We start from the raw sequence: 16724 nt of genomic DNA, 5'->3' as shown, positions 1-16724 counted from the left end.
ACGTGACGCGCCCTGTCGTGAGCTGCTGAAGCGAGGAGTCAAACTCCGATCACTTGACCAGGGTGGACCGACGCCGCTTCGGCTGATGAGCATCATCGGCAGTGCGCGGTCACTGCACTCAACTTCCCGCTGATCGACAGTCGTTGTTTCACGGCTGCAAACCACCTCTTGGTTTGTCCGGTCATTGGCGGTACGCTTGTCGTCGGAAAGGGAATAGCGCCCAAAGCAATCATCATGGAGAACAGTTGGTCTGATGGATGAGGACAACCCGAGCGACGAGATCGCCCGGATTGAGGCGCGGATCGAGGAGCTCGCCGTCACGGCCGAACGGTGTCGGAAGATCATCCTGGCCTCGAAGGTCGTGATCTGTGTCGGCGGAGGATTGCTGCTCGGCGCGATGCTGGGTCTGCTGGGGTCCAATGCGGTCGTCGCCCTCGGGGCGATTGCTGCTGTGCTGGGCGGCATCGTTTCGCTCGGATCGAATGTCAGCACATTGCGACAGACCATGGCGGCGATCGCCGCCGCTGAGAGGTTTCGCGCGGAGCTGATCGGCAGGATCGACCTTCGTCTGGTTGGTGACGCGCGATGACGCGGATGGCAGCTTCGGCGGCTCGCGCCATAGAGTGTTGCTCTTCGAGCGATCCGTTTGCGGGGAAGCCCGCGACAGTGCGCGAAACTGACTGCACCGGATCAACACATATCATCCGTCTTGCGTTCGGCGCGTCGACCGGGGCGAGCGCCAGCTGAGGCCCAGCGGGCTTCAGGGAAACGCCCCTGACCGGTCCCGCATGCCGTGCGCTCGTTGCGGGCGACGGGACTGGTCACGAGGACAGGGGGGCGCTGGGCCTGGGCGCCGGACGAGCGCCGCGAAACCGCCCCCGGTTCGGCGCCGAGGTTTCAATCAGACGTGCCCTCAGCGGCAATTCCAGGTGGTCCCTTGTGCGCAGACCGCATTCGGGCTTTCGCCGCCATACACCTGATAAGGGTATTCGCCTTTGCGATAATAGCCATAGGCGTAGGGTTTCGGGCCGTAATAGGCCGGGCCGCCATAGGCCGGACCACCATAGTAATCATAGGCGTCGCGGCTCGCGGCGATCGCAAGACCGGTGCCGATGGCACCCGCCGCAAGGGCCGCGCCGGCCGCAGCGCCGCCGTGCCAGCGCCGATTCCGAGCATCGGCACTGGTCGGCGTCAGGGCGCCGATCGCGAGTGCGGTCAATGAAGCGATGATGGCCGTGCGGCCGAGCAGTGATTGTTTGGTCGACATGTCATGCCTCCAGTGAAGTGCGCCGTGATCGGCGGATGTCTCCCGCGTCGGGCCCTGGCGAGAACTGTTGACGAATGCCAGAGCCGAACAATGCCGGCAGACGGATGATCAATTGCGGTTCTGGACCTGAGCTCGCTTGCGGAGCCGGCGGCGGTCCCAAAGCGAAGGTCAGGTCCACCGCATGAGAACCGCTGCTCCCCTCTGGAGTTCCAGCCCGGCCGGATCTTTGATGCGATCGGACCTGTGCCGCTGCGCCCTTGCTCTGCCGACCCAGGCGCTCGGCGCGGCGGACAACTCATCACTGTGACAGTACATTCCAAGAACTGAGGACGTTTGAAGGGATGTCGATGAGACCGGCCGCGATGCTCCGCTCAACGCGTGCCATCTGGAGCCGCACGACGGGCAATGTCGGCGTTGCTCGCATGTGCCAGTCGCCCGTCGTGCCAGTTTGTCGCGGACGGATCGCTTGCCTCGTCGGGCAAATCACCTCCACCTTTCCGCGCATCCCGGCTCGCTGAAGAGGGACGTTTCGCGATCGTCACGAGCGTCGAGCCGGAAGATGCGACGGGCGTGTTGCTCTGCAGCCTGGTGTCACAGCCGGGACGACGAACGGAGCGATGCGACGGTGAAATGGTGTGGTCCTGGCATCGCGGTGCTGATGCCAAGCTGGCGGTGATGATGATCCGCTCGTGACGGGGGCAAGACAGCCGATCCCCGGGGAGAGCGCCTATAACCCGTTCAAACCGTCGCGCAGGGAAGGCCGGATATTGGGCTGAACCTGTGGTTCTGCCGCGTGCTTATTTGCTGCACGCGGACCGCGGGTGTCAGTCGATACCCGGCCTTCCCTGCGCCTCTTCTTCACGGGAAGAGGTCGACCGATCGCAAAAACTCGGGCACAGGCCGCCGCGAGGTGACGTCGTCGCGCCTGCTGTTTGAAACGTGGAGAAGGTGCCCGTGGCGATATCGCGCGCCGGCGTAGCGCCCACGTCTCATATCCTGTAAGCGGCGTAACGTGTCACAGGCCGCAGACGGATCGCGTTCATCTGAGAGCCGCTTGTGTAGCGGTCGAAGATCTCGTTCAAGCGGCGAGCTGCGATGTGCAAATCTGATCGTCGGCAAGTGGTCGGCTGCAGCTGCCTCACTACTTCAGAAACCCCCTGAACCTGCGCAGCGAGAAGGTGAAGAGGACCGTGCCGATCACGAACAAGGACGCGAACTGCTTCCAGACGACGTCGAAGCCGGCTCCGCGGAACAGGATCGACTGCGCCATCATGACGAAATGCGTATTCGGCGCGGCCAGCATGATGTCCCGGATCAGCTCGGGCATACTCTCCCGCGGGGTCATGGTTCCGGAGAGCAGCTGGAGCGGCAGCAGCACGAGCATCAGCAGCAGACCAAATTGCGGCATCGTGCCGGCCTGGGTGGCAAGGAAGATGCCGAGGCTGGTCGTGGCGAACAGGTAGAGGGCCGTTCCGGCCAGGAACAACAGCCACGAGCCTTCAATCGGAACGGCGAGCAGCCCGTGGATGACGACGCCCAGCGCGAAGGTTGACGCCGCCAGCACCACGAGCCCCATCGACCAGATCTTGGCGAGCATGATCTCGGACGGCGTCACCGGCATCACGAGCAGGTGCTCGATCGTACCGTGCTCGCGCTCCCGAATCAGCGCAGCTCCGGTCAGCACGATCGAGAGCATCGTGATATTCGACATCAGGTTGTTGATGGCGCCAAACCAGGCCTGCTTGAGCTCCTGGTTGAAGCGCGCCCGCAGGTCCAGATCCGCCTGCGGGGCGGCGGAGCTGCGATATCGCTTGAGGAACTCGCTGACCTCACTTGTGAGGATCGACTGGATGTAGCCCGCGCCGGTAAATGCCTGTGAGACGCGCGTCGCATCAATGTTGAGCTGAAGCGCGGGAGATTTCCTCGCCAGCAGGTCGCGCTGGAAGTTTGGCGGAATGTCGAGAGCGAAGGTGTCGATGCCATTGTCCATCCGGCGATCCATCTCCGGCTGGCTGATCAGCCGGGGCAGGGAAAAATAGGGCGGATTGAATGCCGTGATGATGCGGGACGAGGCCGGCGACCGATCCTCGTCGACGATGGCGATAGTCGCCATGTTCAGGTTTTCCGGCATCGACTTGGAGCCGGTGTAGATGGCGGCCGAGAACGCGTAGATGATGAGCACGAGCATCATCGGGTCGCGGAGCAGGCTGCGCAGCTCCTTGATGCCAAGCTGGACGATGTTGACGAACTGCATGATCAATCTGCCTGCTTCTTGAGGAGCGCGGCGCCGGCTCCGATCAGCACGGGAATGGCCGCGGCCAGCGGCAACAGCTGCGTCCACAGCTCGCGAAGATCGAGCGCCTTGGAGAAGGTGCCACGCGCAATGGTCACGAAATAGGTGGTCGGGTAGACCCGGCCGATGACTGCTCCCACGCCCTGCAGCGACGAGACCGGATCGATCAGGCCGGAGTATTGGACGGCGGGGATCATCGTGAGCAGCGTCGTAGCGAACATCGCCGCGATCTGGCTGCTGGTGAAACTCGAGATCAGCAGCCCGATCCCGGTCGTGGCGGTGACATAGAGCAGGGCGGCGAGCATGAAGGTCGGGAAGCTTCCCGTGAACGGGACGCGGAACACGAGGACTGCAAACAGGACGAGCAGCACCGCGTTGGACAGCGCGAGTGCGACGTAGGGAAGCTGCTTGCCGATCAGGAACTCGAGCCTGGTGACCGGTGTGACGTAGAAGTTGATGATCGAGCCGAGCTCCTTTTCCCGGACGACGCTGAGGGCCGCCAGCATCGAGGGGATCATCAGCAGCAGGAGCGGAATGACGGCCGGCGCCATGGCGACGAGGCTCGCCACGGCCGGGTTGTAGCGGTAGCGCATCTCGAGCTGGAAATCACTCGCGGCGGCGCGCTTCCCCAGGAGCTGGGTCGCCTTCTTCGACAGCCAGTCGGCATGGATGCCTTGCACGTAGCCGCGCACCGTCTCGGCGCGGCTCGGCATCGCTCCGTCGATCCACGCGCCGATCTGCACGTTCCGTCCGTGCTCGAGATCGCGGCCGAACCCCGGCGGGATCTCCAGCGCCAGACTGAGTTCGCCGTCGCGCATGCGCCGGTCCAGATCGGTATAGTCCGCGATCGGCGGCCTCTCGACGAAATAGCGGGATCCCGCGATCTGCAGCGCGTAGTCGCGGCTGATGGTCGTATTGTCGCGATCGAGCACGGCAAAGGACAGGTTGTCGACGTCGAGGTTGAGGCCGTAGGCCATCACCAGCATCAAGACCACGCTGCCGATCGTGGCGAGGGCGGCCCGGATCGGATCGCGCCGCAGCTCCAGCGCCTCCCGCTGGCTGTAAGCGAGCAGGCGCCTCGCATCGAACAGGCGCCGTCGCCCGGCATTGTGTTCCGCGGCGACGTCGTCTCCGTCCCGAGCCGTCGGGGCAGGCGTGGGCACCGGATCCGTTGCGTGCGTCGCCTCCTCCAGATACGCGATGAACGCCTGCTCCAGCGTCGACGCCGCGCGCTGCGCGACGATGGCCGCCGGCGTGTCGCTGACGAGCACGCGTCCCGCATGCATCAGCGAGATGCGGTCACAGCGCTCCGCCTCGTTCATGAAGTGCGTCGAGACGAAGATGGTGACGTTGTCCCGGCGCGACAGATCGGCCAGGATCCGCCAGAACGCATCGCGGGCCACCGGGTCCACGCCCGACGTGGGCTCGTCGAGGATCAGCATCTCGGGCAGATGGATCATCGCCACCGCCAGGGACAGCCGCTGACGGATGCCGAGCGGCAGAGCCTCGGGCAGTGCGTCCATGACGCCGGCAAGCTCGAAGCGCTGCGCCATGTCTTCGATCCGCGCCGGTGTCTCTGCCGGAGCCAGGCCGAACAGACGCGCGTGCAGCTCGAGGTTTTGCTGCACGGTCAATTCGGTGTAGAGCGAGAACGCCTGCGACATGTAGCCGACGCGGCGGCGGACGGCCATGTCGTTCGGGTCGACGTCGTGCCCGAATAGTCGCGCCTCTCCCGAGCTGGCCGGCAGCAGCCCGGTCAGCATCTTCATCGTCGTGGTCTTGCCGCAGCCGTTCGAGCCGAGAAAGCCGAAGATCTCGCCACGCCCGATGCGGAAGCTGACATCGTCGACCGCCGTGAAATCGCCGAACCTCATCGTCAGGTGGTCGGCCTCGATCGCGACGTCCTCGTCGGCTGCAGCGGCACGCGGCGGAATGACCACGGGCGCGTGGCCTTGGCGCTTTTCATGGGGCAGGAGCGCAATGAAGGCGTCGTCGAGCGTCGCCGTTCCGGTCTGCTGCAGCAGTTCGCGCGGTGTCGCGGCCGTCAGCACCCGTCCGGCATCCATCGCCACCAGCCAGTCGAATCTGGCCGCTTCCTCCATATAGGCGGTGGAGACGATGACGCTCATGCCGGCCGAGTCGGCCCGGATGTTGTCGATCAACTGCCAGAACTGGCGGCGCGACAAGGGATCGACGCCTGTAGTTGGCTCGTCGAGAATCAGAAGGTCCGGGTCATGAATCAGCGCGCAGCACAGCCCCAGCTTCTGCTTCATGCCGCCCGACAGCTTGCCGGCCGGCCGCTCGGCAAAGGCCGCCAGGCCGGTGCGCTTCAGCAGGTCGCCAATGCGGCGCTCGCGCTCGCGCCTGTCATGCCCGAACAGGCGTCCGAAGAAGTCGACATTCTCGAACACCGACAGCGTCGGATAGAGGTTCTTGCCCAGCCCCTGCGGCATATAAGCGATCTTCGGGCAGACCCGCGCGCGATGTGCGGCATCCGCCATGTCGCCGCCGAGCACCTCGACCCGGCCTTCCTGGATGACCCGCGCGCCGGCGATCAGCGACAACAGGCTGGACTTGCCGACGCCGTCAGGCCCCAGCAGGCCGACCATGCAGCCCGACGGCAGATCGAGCGTGATGGCGTCGAGCGCTCGCGTCTTGCCGAAGCGCAGGCCGAGTTCTTCCAGACGGACGATGTGGCGTTGCGGCTGGTGATCAGCGCTCACCGGCTCTCCGCTCATTGCACCAGACCTCGCTGCAGCGTCGCCGGCCAGTCCGCATTCTGATCGAGCTGGACATAGGCCATGCCCGGCAGCCCGGTCTTGACGTTGCGGATGTTCTTCCTGAGCAGCTCCGGCGATATCCGGGCCTTGATCCGGAACATCAGCTTCTGCCGTTCCTCCTCGGTCTCCACTGTCTTCGGCGTGAACTGCGCGACATCGGCGACGAACGTCACCTTCGCCGGCACGATGTATTGCGGCGCCGCGTCGAGCACGAGGCGGACATCGCTGCCCATGGCGACCCGCCCGGCCTCTGCCGTCGGCAGGAAGAACGTCATGTAGACGTCGCCGAGATCGACGAGGTTGAGGATGCGCCCGCCCGCCGCCAACACCTCGCCGAGCTGGGCGACGCGATATTGCACACGACCGTCGCGGGGTGACCTCAAGGTGCTGTCATTGATATCGGCAGAGATCGTCTCGATGGCCGCCCGCGCTGCGTCGACTGCGGCCTCGGCATCCACCACCTGGGCTTTGGCCGCACTCAGCGCTGCCTCGGTCGCGGCCGCATGGGCCTTGGCCGCACTTACCGCTGCCTTGGCCGCGAGTGAATTGGCGCGATCGTCGTCGAGCACCTGCTGCGAGACCGCGGCGGTGGTGATCAACTGCTCGGAGCGTGCACGCTTCTTCTCGGCCTGCTCGAATTTCGCGTCCTGCTGGGCAACCGTGGCATCCGCCGCGACGCCTTCCGCCTCCCTCTGGCGGATCAGGCTCTTCGCCGTCTCGACTCCGATCACGGCGCGCCGCAACTCGGCCTCTGCTTGACGACGCCGCGCTTCCAGCTGCTCCGTGTCCATTCGCACCAGGACCTGACCGGCGGAGACGAAATCGCCCTCGTTGACCAGAATCTCCTTGATCCGGCCGGCGATCTTGGTCGACACGTCGATCTCGGTCGCCTCGATCCGCCCGTTGCCGCCGGCGAGCCCTGGCGGGAGCCCCGGATGGCTGAGCTTCTGCCACGCATAGTACCCGCCGCCCGCACCCAGCAACAGGAGCAGCAACAGGACCTTCCGCCATGACGTCCGCGGCGGCGGCCGTTTGGTCGGCTTGACCGAAAGCGGGGCCGCGTCGGGCGGCGACATGGCTGGTTGCTGCGAACTCTTGGACGGGGTCTCCACGGCTCCAGCCATCGGTCAGTCCTCCATGATCTGCGTGACGCGACGCGCCATGCGCCGATGCGCGCCGAAGCTCCGCGTTCGACCCGCGCATGTGGTGGGAACTGCACCAGCCAATGCCGGACGTGCTCGCTTGACCATGGAGATGATTTCCTCTGCAGGTTCGAAAGGCTGGCTAAGTCTAGGCCATCACGGGCCGCCCGGCTTGATGCAAGTCAACACGCGTTGACCTTCTGGGCATGTTAGGATGATCGTGGCCGGACCGACCGGCATGCCGTTCCGCTCCTGTCCAATCGGAACGGCGACACCCGATAGCGAGCCCTCATGACCGCCACCGCAACATCGCGCCCGAAGACCAGCTCTCGCGAGCGGATCCTGAAGGCCGCCGTCAAACGCTTCTCGCAGAACTCTTACGAGCGGACGAGCCTGCGGGACATTGCAGGGGACGTTGGCATCGACGTCTCCTATGTGCATCGCTGCTTCGGATCCAAGGAGAAGCTGTTTACGGAAGCCATCCGAGACGCTGCGGACATGACGGATCTGATCGCGGGAACGCCGGAGGAGATCGCCGCCTCGATGGCGCAGCGCGCGGTGTCAAGTCGCGTACCAAAGGGGCAGGCGCTCGGGATCTTCATTCATTCGATTTCGAGCCCGGAAGCGCTGCCGATCTTGCGGCAGTTCGTCCTGGAGACGGCGATCGAGCCTCTGTCCGGCCGGATCGGGGATGCGAGCGCCCGCCGTGCGACGCTCGCGATGGCGCTGCTGACCGGGGTCACCCTGTTCAGGAACGTCATTCGCGTCAAACCTTTCGTGGAGTCCGACGAGGACGAGCTGCGGGCCCTCATCGCCGGCGTGCTCGGCGCAATCCTGGAGCATCAGGGCGAGGGCGGCACGGCATGACGACGCGGTCCCGCCACGCTGAGTTCACCACCGGGAGAGTGAGGGCCGGAAAAGTCGAATGAGCTGCTCCGCAGCGGGAGGTTCGCGTGAGCAGGTCCAACTCAGCCGACGTTGAAGCGCTGGGGCCGGTCACGGGCGCTTTCTGCGAGACAACGGCCGGGCGGATCCTGATGATGAACGATCCGACGCTGCGTTCCACTCGCGCATCCAGCGCACGAGAAATTCGCCGAAGGCCTCAGCTGCTGGAGGCAGCGACCGGCGCGTCGGTCGATACAGACAGATATCACGAACCGTTTCCGGCTTCGTGATGCGGCGCATGGTGAGCCCGAGTGGCCGCGCGACGACGCCGACGTAGGCAGGGGGCTGGCGTTGCGGCGAGTCCCTGCGCGGCAATGCCGAGCGCGGTCGTGATGTTGTCCACGATCTCAGTCGGCGCAACCGGCTTGATCTCCGGGGAGGCGCGGCCCATCTGGGCGACGCTGACTTCATGGTCCCGGCTCGCCGCGACCAGCGCAACATCCCTCAGATGATCGTTGAACGATGTCACCAAGGTCACCACCTTCGTCACCGACATCAGAAACGGTCCAGAAGCAGCAAGGTGCCGGAGCGAGGTCTTCGCGGGGATGACTCCGCCGGCGGGGACATTCGTCGTCGTCAGCCAGCTGGCCTGGGATGATGATCGAGGTCGACGTGATAGCTGCGACCGCGAAATAGTCCGTCTTGCGAGCAACACGCCGGAGATCTGCGACCCGGATGACGCTCTGGTCGTGTGCGCGGTCAGGCCGGGACGATACCCGGCTGGCTGCGTGCCAGAAGAAACACCTGCCGGCGTCGTCGCGGTGAGCGTGCGAAAATGACGCGCTCACCGTTCTTCGATCCGGACCGTTCGTCAGCGCTGCCCGTCGTGGACGCTGATGTCCGACGCTGCCAGGCCGCCGATCCGTGCATGCGGCCGCCCGCCGGTGGCCATCACAAGGCCGACGGCGATCTCGTCGCGCCGTGGCGCATCCCACAGGGTCATCTCCGCCGTGCCGAAATGGCTGCGGACATAGGCCGCATGGATATGGCCGAGCGGCACCATGAGGCGAGTGCCCGGGCCGCCGATCGTCTTGGCCGCGGGCACGATGGCCTTGGGCTGTCCCAGCACCTCGCGCATGCCCTGGCCGCCGGCTTCGTGCCAGACAGCGCCGTGTTCGAGCTCGCCGTCCTCGCCGACGATGATGCCCTTGCCATAGGCTTCGATCTGGGCCGCTCCGCCCAGTTGCGCAATCAGGCGCGTGGCCAGCTCGCGTCCAAGCTCACGCAACGCGACTTGAAACGGCATCAGGTCCGGCTCGTAGCGGCCCGCGAAAGGGTTGCGGATCACGGCCATCGATGTTCCGACCAGAAGCGGCGTCTGCAGCCGGGGTCCGCGCTCGTGCCAGACGGTCTCTACGCCGAGCGCCGTCTTCCGGACATCATATGACGACATCCGCCTACGCCTCATCCACAACGGGGTTGCGCAGCACGCCGATGTTCTCGATCTCGACCTCGACGACATCCCCCGGTTTGAGGAAGATCGGTGGCTTGCGGGTGAAACCGACGCCGGCCGGCGTGCCGGTCGCGATCACATCGCCCGGGACGAGGTCGAAAATGGTCGAGCAATATTCGATCAGCCTGGGAATCGAAAAGATCAGCATCGAGGTGTTCGACGACTGCATGACCGCGCCGTTGACGCGCGTCTCGAGCTTCAGATTGGTGGGGTCGCCGATGTCGTCCGGGGTGATGAGCCAGGGACCGAATGGTCCGGTGCCGACGAAGTTCTTGCCGGACGCGATCTGCTGCGCGTGGCGCTGCCAGTCGCGAACGCTGACGTCGTTGTAGATAGAATAGCCCGCGACGTGATCCCAGGACTCAGCCTGGCTGATGTGGCGGCCGCCCTTGCCGATGACGACGGCGAGTTCGCCTTCCCAGTCGAAATTGTCGGAGACTTTCGGCCGGATCACCGGGGCGTCATGAGCAACCTGGGAGCGCCAGATCCGCAGGAAGATGGGCGGAAACTCGGTGATCTCGCGCTTCATTCCGAACGCCACCGCCTCGTTGTGGTGGTCGAGATAATTGCGGACGGCGCAGACGATCTTTTCCGGGCGAGGGATCACCGGCAGATATTTGATGTCGCTGAGCAGCAGTTCCGGCTTGTGCTGAGCGACGATGGCGTCGCGGCGTTCGTAATCACTGCTGCCGAGGAAATCCGCGAGCGTCGGATACTGCGTGAGGATCCGGCCGAGGTCGACGACGCCGCTTCCGACGACGGCCCCCCAGCTTTCCCGATTTCCGTTCAAGAACGACAGCAGCTTCATGATTTCCGTTCCGAGAGTTCACGATTTCGATATTATATATTATTTTCGAAAATAAATCGATGCGCAAGTCCGCTGCCTGTGAAAAGTGGCTTCGAACTATTCGGCGAGAAGATGTCCCGCGTATTTGGCGACGTTGTCCGCGGTGGTCCGGATGTGCGTCTCGATCAGCTGCACGGCGAGATCGGCATTGCGGGACATGGCGGCCTGCATGATCGCCTGATGTTCGCCCGCCTTGTCGCGCGGGCGCGGCCGGAAACTGGCTGACAGGTGGCGATAACGCTCGGCGCGATCGAACAGCTCGGCGCGAATCCCGAGCAGGGTGGCGGAGCCGCAGGCAGCGACCAGCGCCTCATGGAACTGGCGATGAGCGACCTTCCATTCTGGATCGCGCAGCGGGTGCTCGGGGTCGCGCTGCTCGATGCGCTTCAGCCTGTGCAGTGTCGAGATCACCGCGATTTCCCAATCATCGTCGCCCCTCTGAATGGAGCGCCGGATCAATTCCACCTCGATCAGAACCCTGGCGTCGGTGATTTCGACCAGATCCTGACGGCTGACGGGCGCGACGCGAAATCCGCGTTGCTCCTGTGCATCGACCAACCCTTCCGCGGCGATTGCGGTCAGCGCCTCGCGCAACGTGGTGAAGCTCGCGCCGAACCGTTCGCGCAAGACGTCGAACCGGAGCGGTTCGCCGGGTGCAAGGCTGCACGTGATAATTTCCTCCCGCAGCCGATGGGCGATGTCGGCGGCAATCGTCTTGCCGAATTCCTTGCGGGAGCGAATGGCGTGGTCGGGCATGGCTCTGCCAGTGAACAGATGCCGCAAAATGCCCTGCGAACGCCCGTCTTGCAATAATTTTCGTAATCGATATGATTTTCGAAAATTAAGGAATTGGGAGGCATGGGCGGACCCATGAAGGCGGTTCTTGTGCGTCAACCAGGGGGGCCAGAAGCACTGGAGCTGGTCGAGGTTCCAATACCCGTGCCTGGTCCTGGTCAGGTACAAATCCGGGCCGAGGCGTTCGGCGTGGGGCAGCCCGACGTGCTGATCCGCCGCGGCGCCTACAAATGGATGCCGCCGCTGCCGGCCAATCCCGGCAATGACATGACCGGTTGCATCTCTGCGCTCGGGCCCGGCGTCGACGATGTGGCAGTCGGACAAAAAGTGCTGTTGAGCGCGCGAGACCTCGCCCAGCGCGGTGGCTGCTACGCCGAATATGTCGTCGCGCCATCCGACGCGGTCCACGCGCTGCCTGAAAACGTCGATCTGCACGAGGCCGTTTGTCTTTCGAACTATCAGGTGGCCTACGCACTCCTTCACGAGTGTGGTCATCCGCGCGCGCCTGCAAGCGTTCTGGTGATCGGCGCCGCTGGTGGCGTCGGCACCGCACTGGTGCAACTCGCCAAGCTTGCGCAGATGACCGTGGTCGGCACGGTCTCGACGGAAGAGAAGGCGGCGTTCGCGAAGCGCAATGGCGCTGATCACGTGATCTTCTACCGTCACGAAGACGTGGTGGCCCGGACCCGCGCGCTGACGAAGGGCGAGGGCGTTGGCCTGGTGCTCGATCATGTCTGCGGACCGGAGTTCACCGGATATCTCGGCGCGCTCGGCAAATGGGGAACGGTTCTCTCCTACAACGCCTTTGCCGGCCTTCCGGAAGACAATCTGATGGCTGCGATGCGCAATCACCTTGAGATCTGCCCGGCCATCCGCTGCTTCTCGTTCCACATCTACGACCATGATCGAGATGGACGGCGCGCGCTGATGCGTCACGTGATCGATGCGCTCAGCCGTAATGCGATCAGACCTGCAATATCTGCGCGGTTGAAGCTCGAAGAGGTGAGGGAGGCTCATGCGCTGCTCGAACAAGGGTCCGCTTTGGGCAAGATCATCATGACGCCATAGAGCGAGCCGGATCGACGAGAAGATCGCCGCCTCGATGCGGCCAAGAATCAAAACTGAGGGAGGGCGCACGCATGCGCGGCATAACGTGGTGGATGGCGGCGATTCTGTTCGCCGCAAGCGGATTGGTGGCGGGCCATGACGCATTGGCGGACAACTTCCCCGCGCGGCCGATTCGCCTGCTGCACGGATTTGCGGCGGGTGGCGCGGCCGATACCCTGTCGCGCATCATCGCAGACGGGCTTTCGAAGCGACTTGGACAGCCCGTCATCGTCGAGGCCAAGCCGGGCGCTGGTGGTAACATCGCCGCCGATGCCGTCGCCAAATCGGCGCCCGACGGCTATACGATTGCGCTTGTGACGGGCGCTCATGCGATCTCGGCTGCGACTTATAAGAGCCTGAGCTATCACCCGGTCGAGAGCTTCGAGATGGTCTCGACGCTCGTCTACTACGCGCTCGTCGTTGCGGTGCGCAGTGACTATTCCCGCCAAATCGCTGGGTGAACTGATCATCATGGCCCGAGACAAGCCGGGCGCTCTCAGCTTCGGTTCGGTCGGTTTCGGAAGCACGCACCACCTCGCCGGCGAATTGTTGAATGCGATGGCCGGGATCGACATCGTTCACGTGCCGTATCGCGGAGATTCGCAAGCCGTGACGGCTCTGCTGGGCGGCGAGATACCGGTCATCATTGGCACTCCCGTCCTGCTGGCGCAGCAGATCCAGAGCGGAGCGATGCGCGGGCTCGCGGTGACGTCGCCGTCGCGGATCTCGTTGTTGCCGGATATCCCTACGGCCGACGAGTCTGGGGTCAAGGGCTATGACGTCCGTACCTGGGCCGGACTGCTGACTCCGAAAGGTACGCCGCAGGTCATCATCAGCGCGCTGAACGCGGCGACGCTGGATGCGCTCAAGGATCCGGAGGTCAAGCGGCGGCTGGAAGCTGCAGTCGGCGGCGATGTGAGTGGTAGTTCGCCGGAGGAAATGAGGACGTTGATCGAGAAGGAAATCGTGAAGTGGAAGGCGGTCGTGGAGCGGGCCAAGCTGCCGCGGATCTGACGTTCAAGGCCATTCCGCAAGTCCTGATGGAATCGAGATCATGAATTCGAAGGTGAACATGCTTCATTCGCGTCCGAATCTGAGCCACGTCGGAATCTATGTGTGGGACATTAAGGTGATCGAGGAGTTTTATTGCAGGACGCTCGATCTGGTTGTGACTGACCGCGGCGTCGGCAGGCGCTTCCAGAACCAGCTTGTCTTCATGAGCTCGCAGCCAAACATGCATCACCAGTTGGCGCTTGCCTCAGGCCGCGAGCCGAGTTCGCGAAGCACGGTGATGCAGTTGTCCTTCAAGGTCACCGAGCTGGATCAGCTCCGTATCGCCCGCGCCAGGGCACTGGCCAACGGCGCCACCGACATGTTTGGCCTCAATCACGGGAATGCGTGGTCGATCTACTTCAATGACCCTGAGGGAAATCTGGTCGAAGTGTATGTCGATACGCCGTTCTATGTGCCGCAGCCGCATGGCGATCCGCTTGAGCTTGAGAAGTCGGATGAGCAGATCCTGCGCGAAACGGAAGAGGCCTGCCGAAAGGATCCCGGCTTCATGCTCGTCTCCGAGTGGGAGCAACTCATGGCGCAGCGTCTGGAGGCGGACGGCGCGCATTAGAGCGTGATGCGGTTCCACGGAATCGCATCACGCGCTCATCCCTTTGTTTGAGCATGATCTCTCGGAATACCGGTTTCCGCTTTCCGGATCATGCTCTAGGCGAGGCGATCGATCGCGGCGCCTGAACGACGTCACGAGACGCTTCGTTCGAGGATGCTCAGGGGAAGATGAGTCAGCAGATAGTCGATGAGGCTGCGAACCGAGGGAAGCATGCCCCGGGGCGGCGGATAGACCAGATGAATGATGTGGTCCGACGCGTACCAGCCCGGAAGGACCTGTTCCAGCGTGCCGTTCTGCAGAGCCCCGACCGCAATTGGCTCAGGCAAAAGCGCGATCCCGATTCCATGGGTTGCGGCCTGGAATTGAACGCGCAGATCACTGGAGATGAGCTTGGGGCGCAGCTGAAGACGGGTCAGCTGCTGCTCGCTGCCGGTCAGCAACCAGCGGGCAGCGCCTTCATGCACGTCCGTTGCATTGCTCAGGATGTTGACGTTCGACAGCTCATCCGGCTGTCGAGGTCGGCCGTGGCGATTCAGGAAGTCCGGGCTCGCGACCAGGATTCGTCGCGCACGCCCCACCTCGCGGGCGACGAGACCTGATGAATCCTCGATGTCGGGGCGTGCACGAAGGGCAAGGTCGAACCGTTCGTCGGCCGGGTTGGCCATGCGGTCCGAGGCTTCGATGAAGACGGTAACCTTGGGATGCGCCGCCATATATCCCGGGAGTATCGGGGCGAGATAGCTCTGCGCCAGCACCACGGGGCAGAGCACCCTGACGCTTCCTGCCGGTTCCTTCTTCAGCTGTTGCACGCTGTCATAGGCGGCCTTGGCGCTCTCCACGATCAGTTGCGAGCGCTCGTAAAACGCCTGACCTGCTTCGGTCAGCGCGATCCGCCGCGTCGATCGCTGCAGCAGGCGAACGCCAAGTCTGGTCTCCAGATTGGAGACGTGCCGGCTCAGCCGAGTCTTTTCGATACCGATCGCTCGCGCGGCGGCCGAAAATCCATCGTGCTCGACAACAGAGGTAAAATAGTAAATATCGTTCAAATCTTCCATCTCAATTATCAATATATATGCACCAGAGTGTCCGAAATTTGAGGATTATCCAAAGATTGGTGCATTGGTAAATAGTGTTCCAATCGTCACGGAGCATCAACGGCGAATCCGGCGGAAAACGTCGGTGAAGCAAGTGGATATCGAAGGCGGTGACGAGGCTCGGATCAACATTCGTGGATTCGATCGCTTCTGGACGCGTGGCTCCTCATCGATGTTGGGGCGCCCGAACCATCCCAGCTGATGGAGTCAGCCGTGAATGCCCCTGTCGGTTTCGTCGGATCGGCCGCTTCTCACGGAGGTGCGGAGCGACATGATCGAAAAGCGCGTCGGGCTCTGCGTCGTCTCGCGATCCCGACGACGACTTTGATCGTGGTCGCCGTTCTCATTGCGATGGCCATCCTCCGCTGGGATTCGTGGGAGAGCCGGGCCCTGATCCAGCAGACGGACGATGCTTACATCCGGGCCGAGATGACCCGGCTGTCGAGCCGCGTTTCCGGAACGGTCAGCAAGGTTGCGGTGACCGACTATCAGCGTGTCCATTCCGGCGATCTGCTCATTGAAATCGATGCTGCCGACTACGAGGTACAGGTGGCGCAGGCAGAGGCCGGCGTCGCGTCGGCGAAGGCTGTCCGTGACAATCTGGATAACCAGATCGCGCTGCAGAAGGCCATGATCGTGCAGGCCGAAGCTCAACAGGCATCGGCCGTAGCGCAGGAAGATCAGGCGCGTTCGGAACGCGGGCGGCAGGAGGAGCTGAGCACGCAGGGATTCAGTCCGCGGCAGAAGATCGAACAGGTTGTCGCCAGCCACATCAAGGCGCAGAACGACGTCCAGGCGGCGCGTGCAGCCGTCGAAGCCCAGCGTCGCCAGCTCGATGTCCTCGCAGGAACACAAGTTCAGCGCACGGCCGAGCTGCGGTCGGCCGAAGCCGCGCTCGCCGCGGCCCGATTGAAGCTCGGCTATACCAGAGTTGTTGCGCCATTCGATGGCATTGTCGGCGAAAGGCAGAGTCAGGAAGGCGACTACGTCAATGCGGGGAGCAGTCTCATCACGGTGGTCCCCCTTCCCAAGGTCTATATCACCGCAAACTACAAGGAATCGCAGCTGGCCGAAGTCAGCGAAGGCGATATCGTCGACGTGACGGTCGACACGTTTCCGGGGCAGACGCTCCACGGCCGCGTCGAGCGGATCTCACCGGCCAGCGGATCGCAGTTCGCTCTCCTGCCACCTGACAATGCGACCGGAAATTTCACCAAGGTCGTCCAGCGCATCCCGGTCCGCATCGCGCTCGACCGTGATCAGCCGCTGCTGGAGCGCCTGAGACCCGGAATGTCGGTGGTCACGCGAATTCGGACGCGATCCTCGTCGCCATCGGGCGAGCGACAATGAGCGGGGCAACCGTCGTCCGCGCCGGCC

Annotated in this window: 17 protein-coding genes; 8 read left to right on the top strand and 9 right to left on the bottom strand. The window is 63.7% G+C overall.

Annotated elements, in window-relative coordinates:
• Positions 1 to 253 precede the first annotated feature (253 nt).
• On the top strand, positions 254 to 589 hold the full coding sequence (locus ACVIJ6_RS32495; protein WP_456776055.1) for a hypothetical protein: 336 nt from the start codon (positions 254 to 256) through the stop codon (positions 587 to 589).
• Between the two features lie 324 nt (positions 590 to 913).
• Here ACVIJ6_RS32495 and ACVIJ6_RS32490 read toward each other — a convergent pair whose 3' ends face one another.
• On the bottom strand, positions 914 to 1267 hold the full coding sequence (locus ACVIJ6_RS32490) for a hypothetical protein (protein WP_456776054.1): 354 nt from the start codon (positions 1265 to 1267) through the stop codon (positions 914 to 916).
• 405 nt (positions 1268 to 1672) lie between these two features.
• On the opposite strand from ACVIJ6_RS32490, the gene ACVIJ6_RS32485 reads away from it, so the two are divergent.
• Complete coding sequence (locus ACVIJ6_RS32485; protein WP_456776053.1) at positions 1673 to 1960, top strand: hypothetical protein; 288 nt, start codon at positions 1673 to 1675, stop codon at positions 1958 to 1960.
• A gap of 448 nt (positions 1961 to 2408) precedes the next feature.
• Here the strand turns inward: ACVIJ6_RS32485 and ACVIJ6_RS32480 are convergent, their stop codons facing one another.
• Genes ACVIJ6_RS32480 through ACVIJ6_RS32470 form a run of 3 tightly spaced genes read right to left on the bottom strand, consistent with a single transcriptional unit; the run spans position 2409 to position 7464 of the window.
• Positions 2409 to 3521, bottom strand: coding sequence for an ABC transporter permease (locus tag ACVIJ6_RS32480; RefSeq protein ID WP_456776052.1), 1113 nt, complete (start codon positions 3519 to 3521; stop codon positions 2409 to 2411).
• Positions 3522 to 3523: 2 nt separating this feature from the next.
• Positions 3524 to 6298, bottom strand: coding sequence for a ribosome-associated ATPase/putative transporter RbbA (gene rbbA / locus ACVIJ6_RS32475; RefSeq protein ID WP_456776051.1), 2775 nt, complete (start codon positions 6296 to 6298; stop codon positions 3524 to 3526).
• Entirely contained in the window at positions 6295 to 7464 is a 1170-nt protein-coding gene (locus ACVIJ6_RS32470; RefSeq protein WP_456776050.1) for an HlyD family secretion protein, read from the bottom strand. The genes rbbA and ACVIJ6_RS32470 overlap by 4 nt, the downstream gene beginning before the upstream one ends.
• 309 nt (positions 7465 to 7773) lie before the next feature.
• Here ACVIJ6_RS32470 and ACVIJ6_RS32465 point away from each other — a divergent pair, with 309 nt between their 5' ends.
• Positions 7774 to 8349, top strand: coding sequence for a TetR/AcrR family transcriptional regulator (locus ACVIJ6_RS32465; RefSeq protein ID WP_456776049.1), 576 nt, complete (start codon positions 7774 to 7776; stop codon positions 8347 to 8349).
• A gap of 283 nt (positions 8350 to 8632) precedes the next feature.
• Here the strand turns inward: ACVIJ6_RS32465 and ACVIJ6_RS32460 are convergent, their stop codons facing one another.
• The 4 genes from ACVIJ6_RS32460 to ACVIJ6_RS32445 form a co-directional block, all read right to left on the bottom strand.
• On the bottom strand, positions 8633 to 8923 hold the full coding sequence (locus ACVIJ6_RS32460; protein WP_456776048.1) for a hypothetical protein: 291 nt from the start codon (positions 8921 to 8923) through the stop codon (positions 8633 to 8635).
• Positions 8924 to 9238: 315 nt separating this feature from the next.
• The gene (locus ACVIJ6_RS32455) at positions 9239 to 9820 is read right to left on the bottom strand and encodes an amino acid synthesis family protein (RefSeq protein ID WP_456776047.1); all 582 of its coding nucleotides are present in this window, start codon (positions 9818 to 9820) and stop codon (positions 9239 to 9241) included.
• Positions 9821 to 9824: 4 nt separating this feature from the next.
• Entirely contained in the window at positions 9825 to 10688 is an 864-nt protein-coding gene (locus tag ACVIJ6_RS32450; protein ID WP_456776046.1) for a fumarylacetoacetate hydrolase family protein, read from the bottom strand.
• A gap of 96 nt (positions 10689 to 10784) precedes the next feature.
• Complete coding sequence (locus ACVIJ6_RS32445; RefSeq protein WP_456776045.1) at positions 10785 to 11483, bottom strand: FCD domain-containing protein; 699 nt, start codon at positions 11481 to 11483, stop codon at positions 10785 to 10787.
• A gap of 183 nt (positions 11484 to 11666) precedes the next feature.
• Here ACVIJ6_RS32445 and ACVIJ6_RS32440 point away from each other — a divergent pair, with 183 nt between their 5' ends.
• The 4 genes from ACVIJ6_RS32440 (at position 11667) to ACVIJ6_RS32425 (ending at position 14253) form a co-directional block, all read left to right on the top strand.
• On the top strand, positions 11667 to 12590 hold the full coding sequence (locus tag ACVIJ6_RS32440) for a zinc-dependent alcohol dehydrogenase family protein (RefSeq protein ID WP_456776044.1): 924 nt from the start codon (positions 11667 to 11669) through the stop codon (positions 12588 to 12590).
• A gap of 92 nt (positions 12591 to 12682) precedes the next feature.
• The gene (locus tag ACVIJ6_RS32435) at positions 12683 to 13090 is read left to right on the top strand and encodes a tripartite tricarboxylate transporter substrate-binding protein (RefSeq protein ID WP_456776043.1); all 408 of its coding nucleotides are present in this window, start codon (positions 12683 to 12685) and stop codon (positions 13088 to 13090) included.
• Between the two features lie 10 nt (positions 13091 to 13100).
• Positions 13101 to 13643, top strand: a complete 543-nt coding sequence (locus ACVIJ6_RS32430) for a tripartite tricarboxylate transporter substrate-binding protein (RefSeq protein ID WP_456776042.1) — start codon at positions 13101 to 13103, stop codon at positions 13641 to 13643.
• A gap of 40 nt (positions 13644 to 13683) precedes the next feature.
• Positions 13684 to 14253, top strand: a complete 570-nt coding sequence (locus ACVIJ6_RS32425) for a VOC family protein (protein ID WP_456776041.1) — start codon at positions 13684 to 13686, stop codon at positions 14251 to 14253.
• 131 nt (positions 14254 to 14384) lie between these two features.
• Here the strand turns inward: ACVIJ6_RS32425 and ACVIJ6_RS32420 are convergent, their stop codons facing one another.
• Positions 14385 to 15308, bottom strand: coding sequence for a LysR substrate-binding domain-containing protein (locus ACVIJ6_RS32420; protein ID WP_456776040.1), 924 nt, complete (start codon positions 15306 to 15308; stop codon positions 14385 to 14387).
• A gap of 369 nt (positions 15309 to 15677) precedes the next feature.
• On the opposite strand from ACVIJ6_RS32420, the gene ACVIJ6_RS32415 reads away from it, so the two are divergent.
• The gene (locus ACVIJ6_RS32415) at positions 15678 to 16697 is read left to right on the top strand and encodes an HlyD family secretion protein (protein WP_456776039.1); all 1020 of its coding nucleotides are present in this window, start codon (positions 15678 to 15680) and stop codon (positions 16695 to 16697) included.
• Positions 16698 to 16724: the final 27 nt, after the last annotated feature.

It is taken from the genome of Bradyrhizobium sp. USDA 4369 (genome assembly GCF_054056435.1).
Note: the sequence above shows the minus strand (reverse complement) of the source record. Positions and strands in the feature narration are given on the sequence as shown.

Bases quoted from the DNA above. Each gene is read 5' to 3' on its own strand.
- ACVIJ6_RS32425 (WP_456776041.1), top strand. From the start codon at position 13,684: ATGAATTCGAAGGTGAACATGCTTCATTCGCGTCCGAATCTGAGCCAC.
- ACVIJ6_RS32480 (WP_456776052.1), bottom strand. From the start codon at position 3,521: ATGCAGTTCGTCAACATCGTCCAGCTTGGCATCAAGGAGCTGCGCAGC.
- ACVIJ6_RS32460 (WP_456776048.1), bottom strand. From the start codon at position 8,923: ATGTCGGTGACGAAGGTGGTGACCTTGGTGACATCGTTCAACGATCAT.
- ACVIJ6_RS32430 (WP_456776042.1), top strand. From the start codon at position 13,101: ATGGCCCGAGACAAGCCGGGCGCTCTCAGCTTCGGTTCGGTCGGTTTC.
- ACVIJ6_RS32485 (WP_456776053.1), top strand. From the start codon at position 1,673: ATGTCGGCGTTGCTCGCATGTGCCAGTCGCCCGTCGTGCCAGTTTGTC.
- rbbA (WP_456776051.1), bottom strand. From the start codon at position 6,298: ATGAGCGGAGAGCCGGTGAGCGCTGATCACCAGCCGCAACGCCACATC.
- ACVIJ6_RS32490 (WP_456776054.1), bottom strand. From the start codon at position 1,267: ATGTCGACCAAACAATCACTGCTCGGCCGCACGGCCATCATCGCTTCA.
- ACVIJ6_RS32435 (WP_456776043.1), top strand. From the start codon at position 12,683: ATGGCGGCGATTCTGTTCGCCGCAAGCGGATTGGTGGCGGGCCATGAC.
- ACVIJ6_RS32455 (WP_456776047.1), bottom strand. From the start codon at position 9,820: ATGTCGTCATATGATGTCCGGAAGACGGCGCTCGGCGTAGAGACCGTC.
- ACVIJ6_RS32495 (WP_456776055.1), top strand. From the start codon at position 254: ATGGATGAGGACAACCCGAGCGACGAGATCGCCCGGATTGAGGCGCGG.
- ACVIJ6_RS32445 (WP_456776045.1), bottom strand. From the start codon at position 11,483: ATGCCCGACCACGCCATTCGCTCCCGCAAGGAATTCGGCAAGACGATT.
- ACVIJ6_RS32450 (WP_456776046.1), bottom strand. From the start codon at position 10,688: ATGAAGCTGCTGTCGTTCTTGAACGGAAATCGGGAAAGCTGGGGGGCC.
- ACVIJ6_RS32470 (WP_456776050.1), bottom strand. From the start codon at position 7,464: ATGGCTGGAGCCGTGGAGACCCCGTCCAAGAGTTCGCAGCAACCAGCC.
- ACVIJ6_RS32420 (WP_456776040.1), bottom strand. From the start codon at position 15,308: ATGGAAGATTTGAACGATATTTACTATTTTACCTCTGTTGTCGAGCAC.
- ACVIJ6_RS32465 (WP_456776049.1), top strand. From the start codon at position 7,774: ATGACCGCCACCGCAACATCGCGCCCGAAGACCAGCTCTCGCGAGCGG.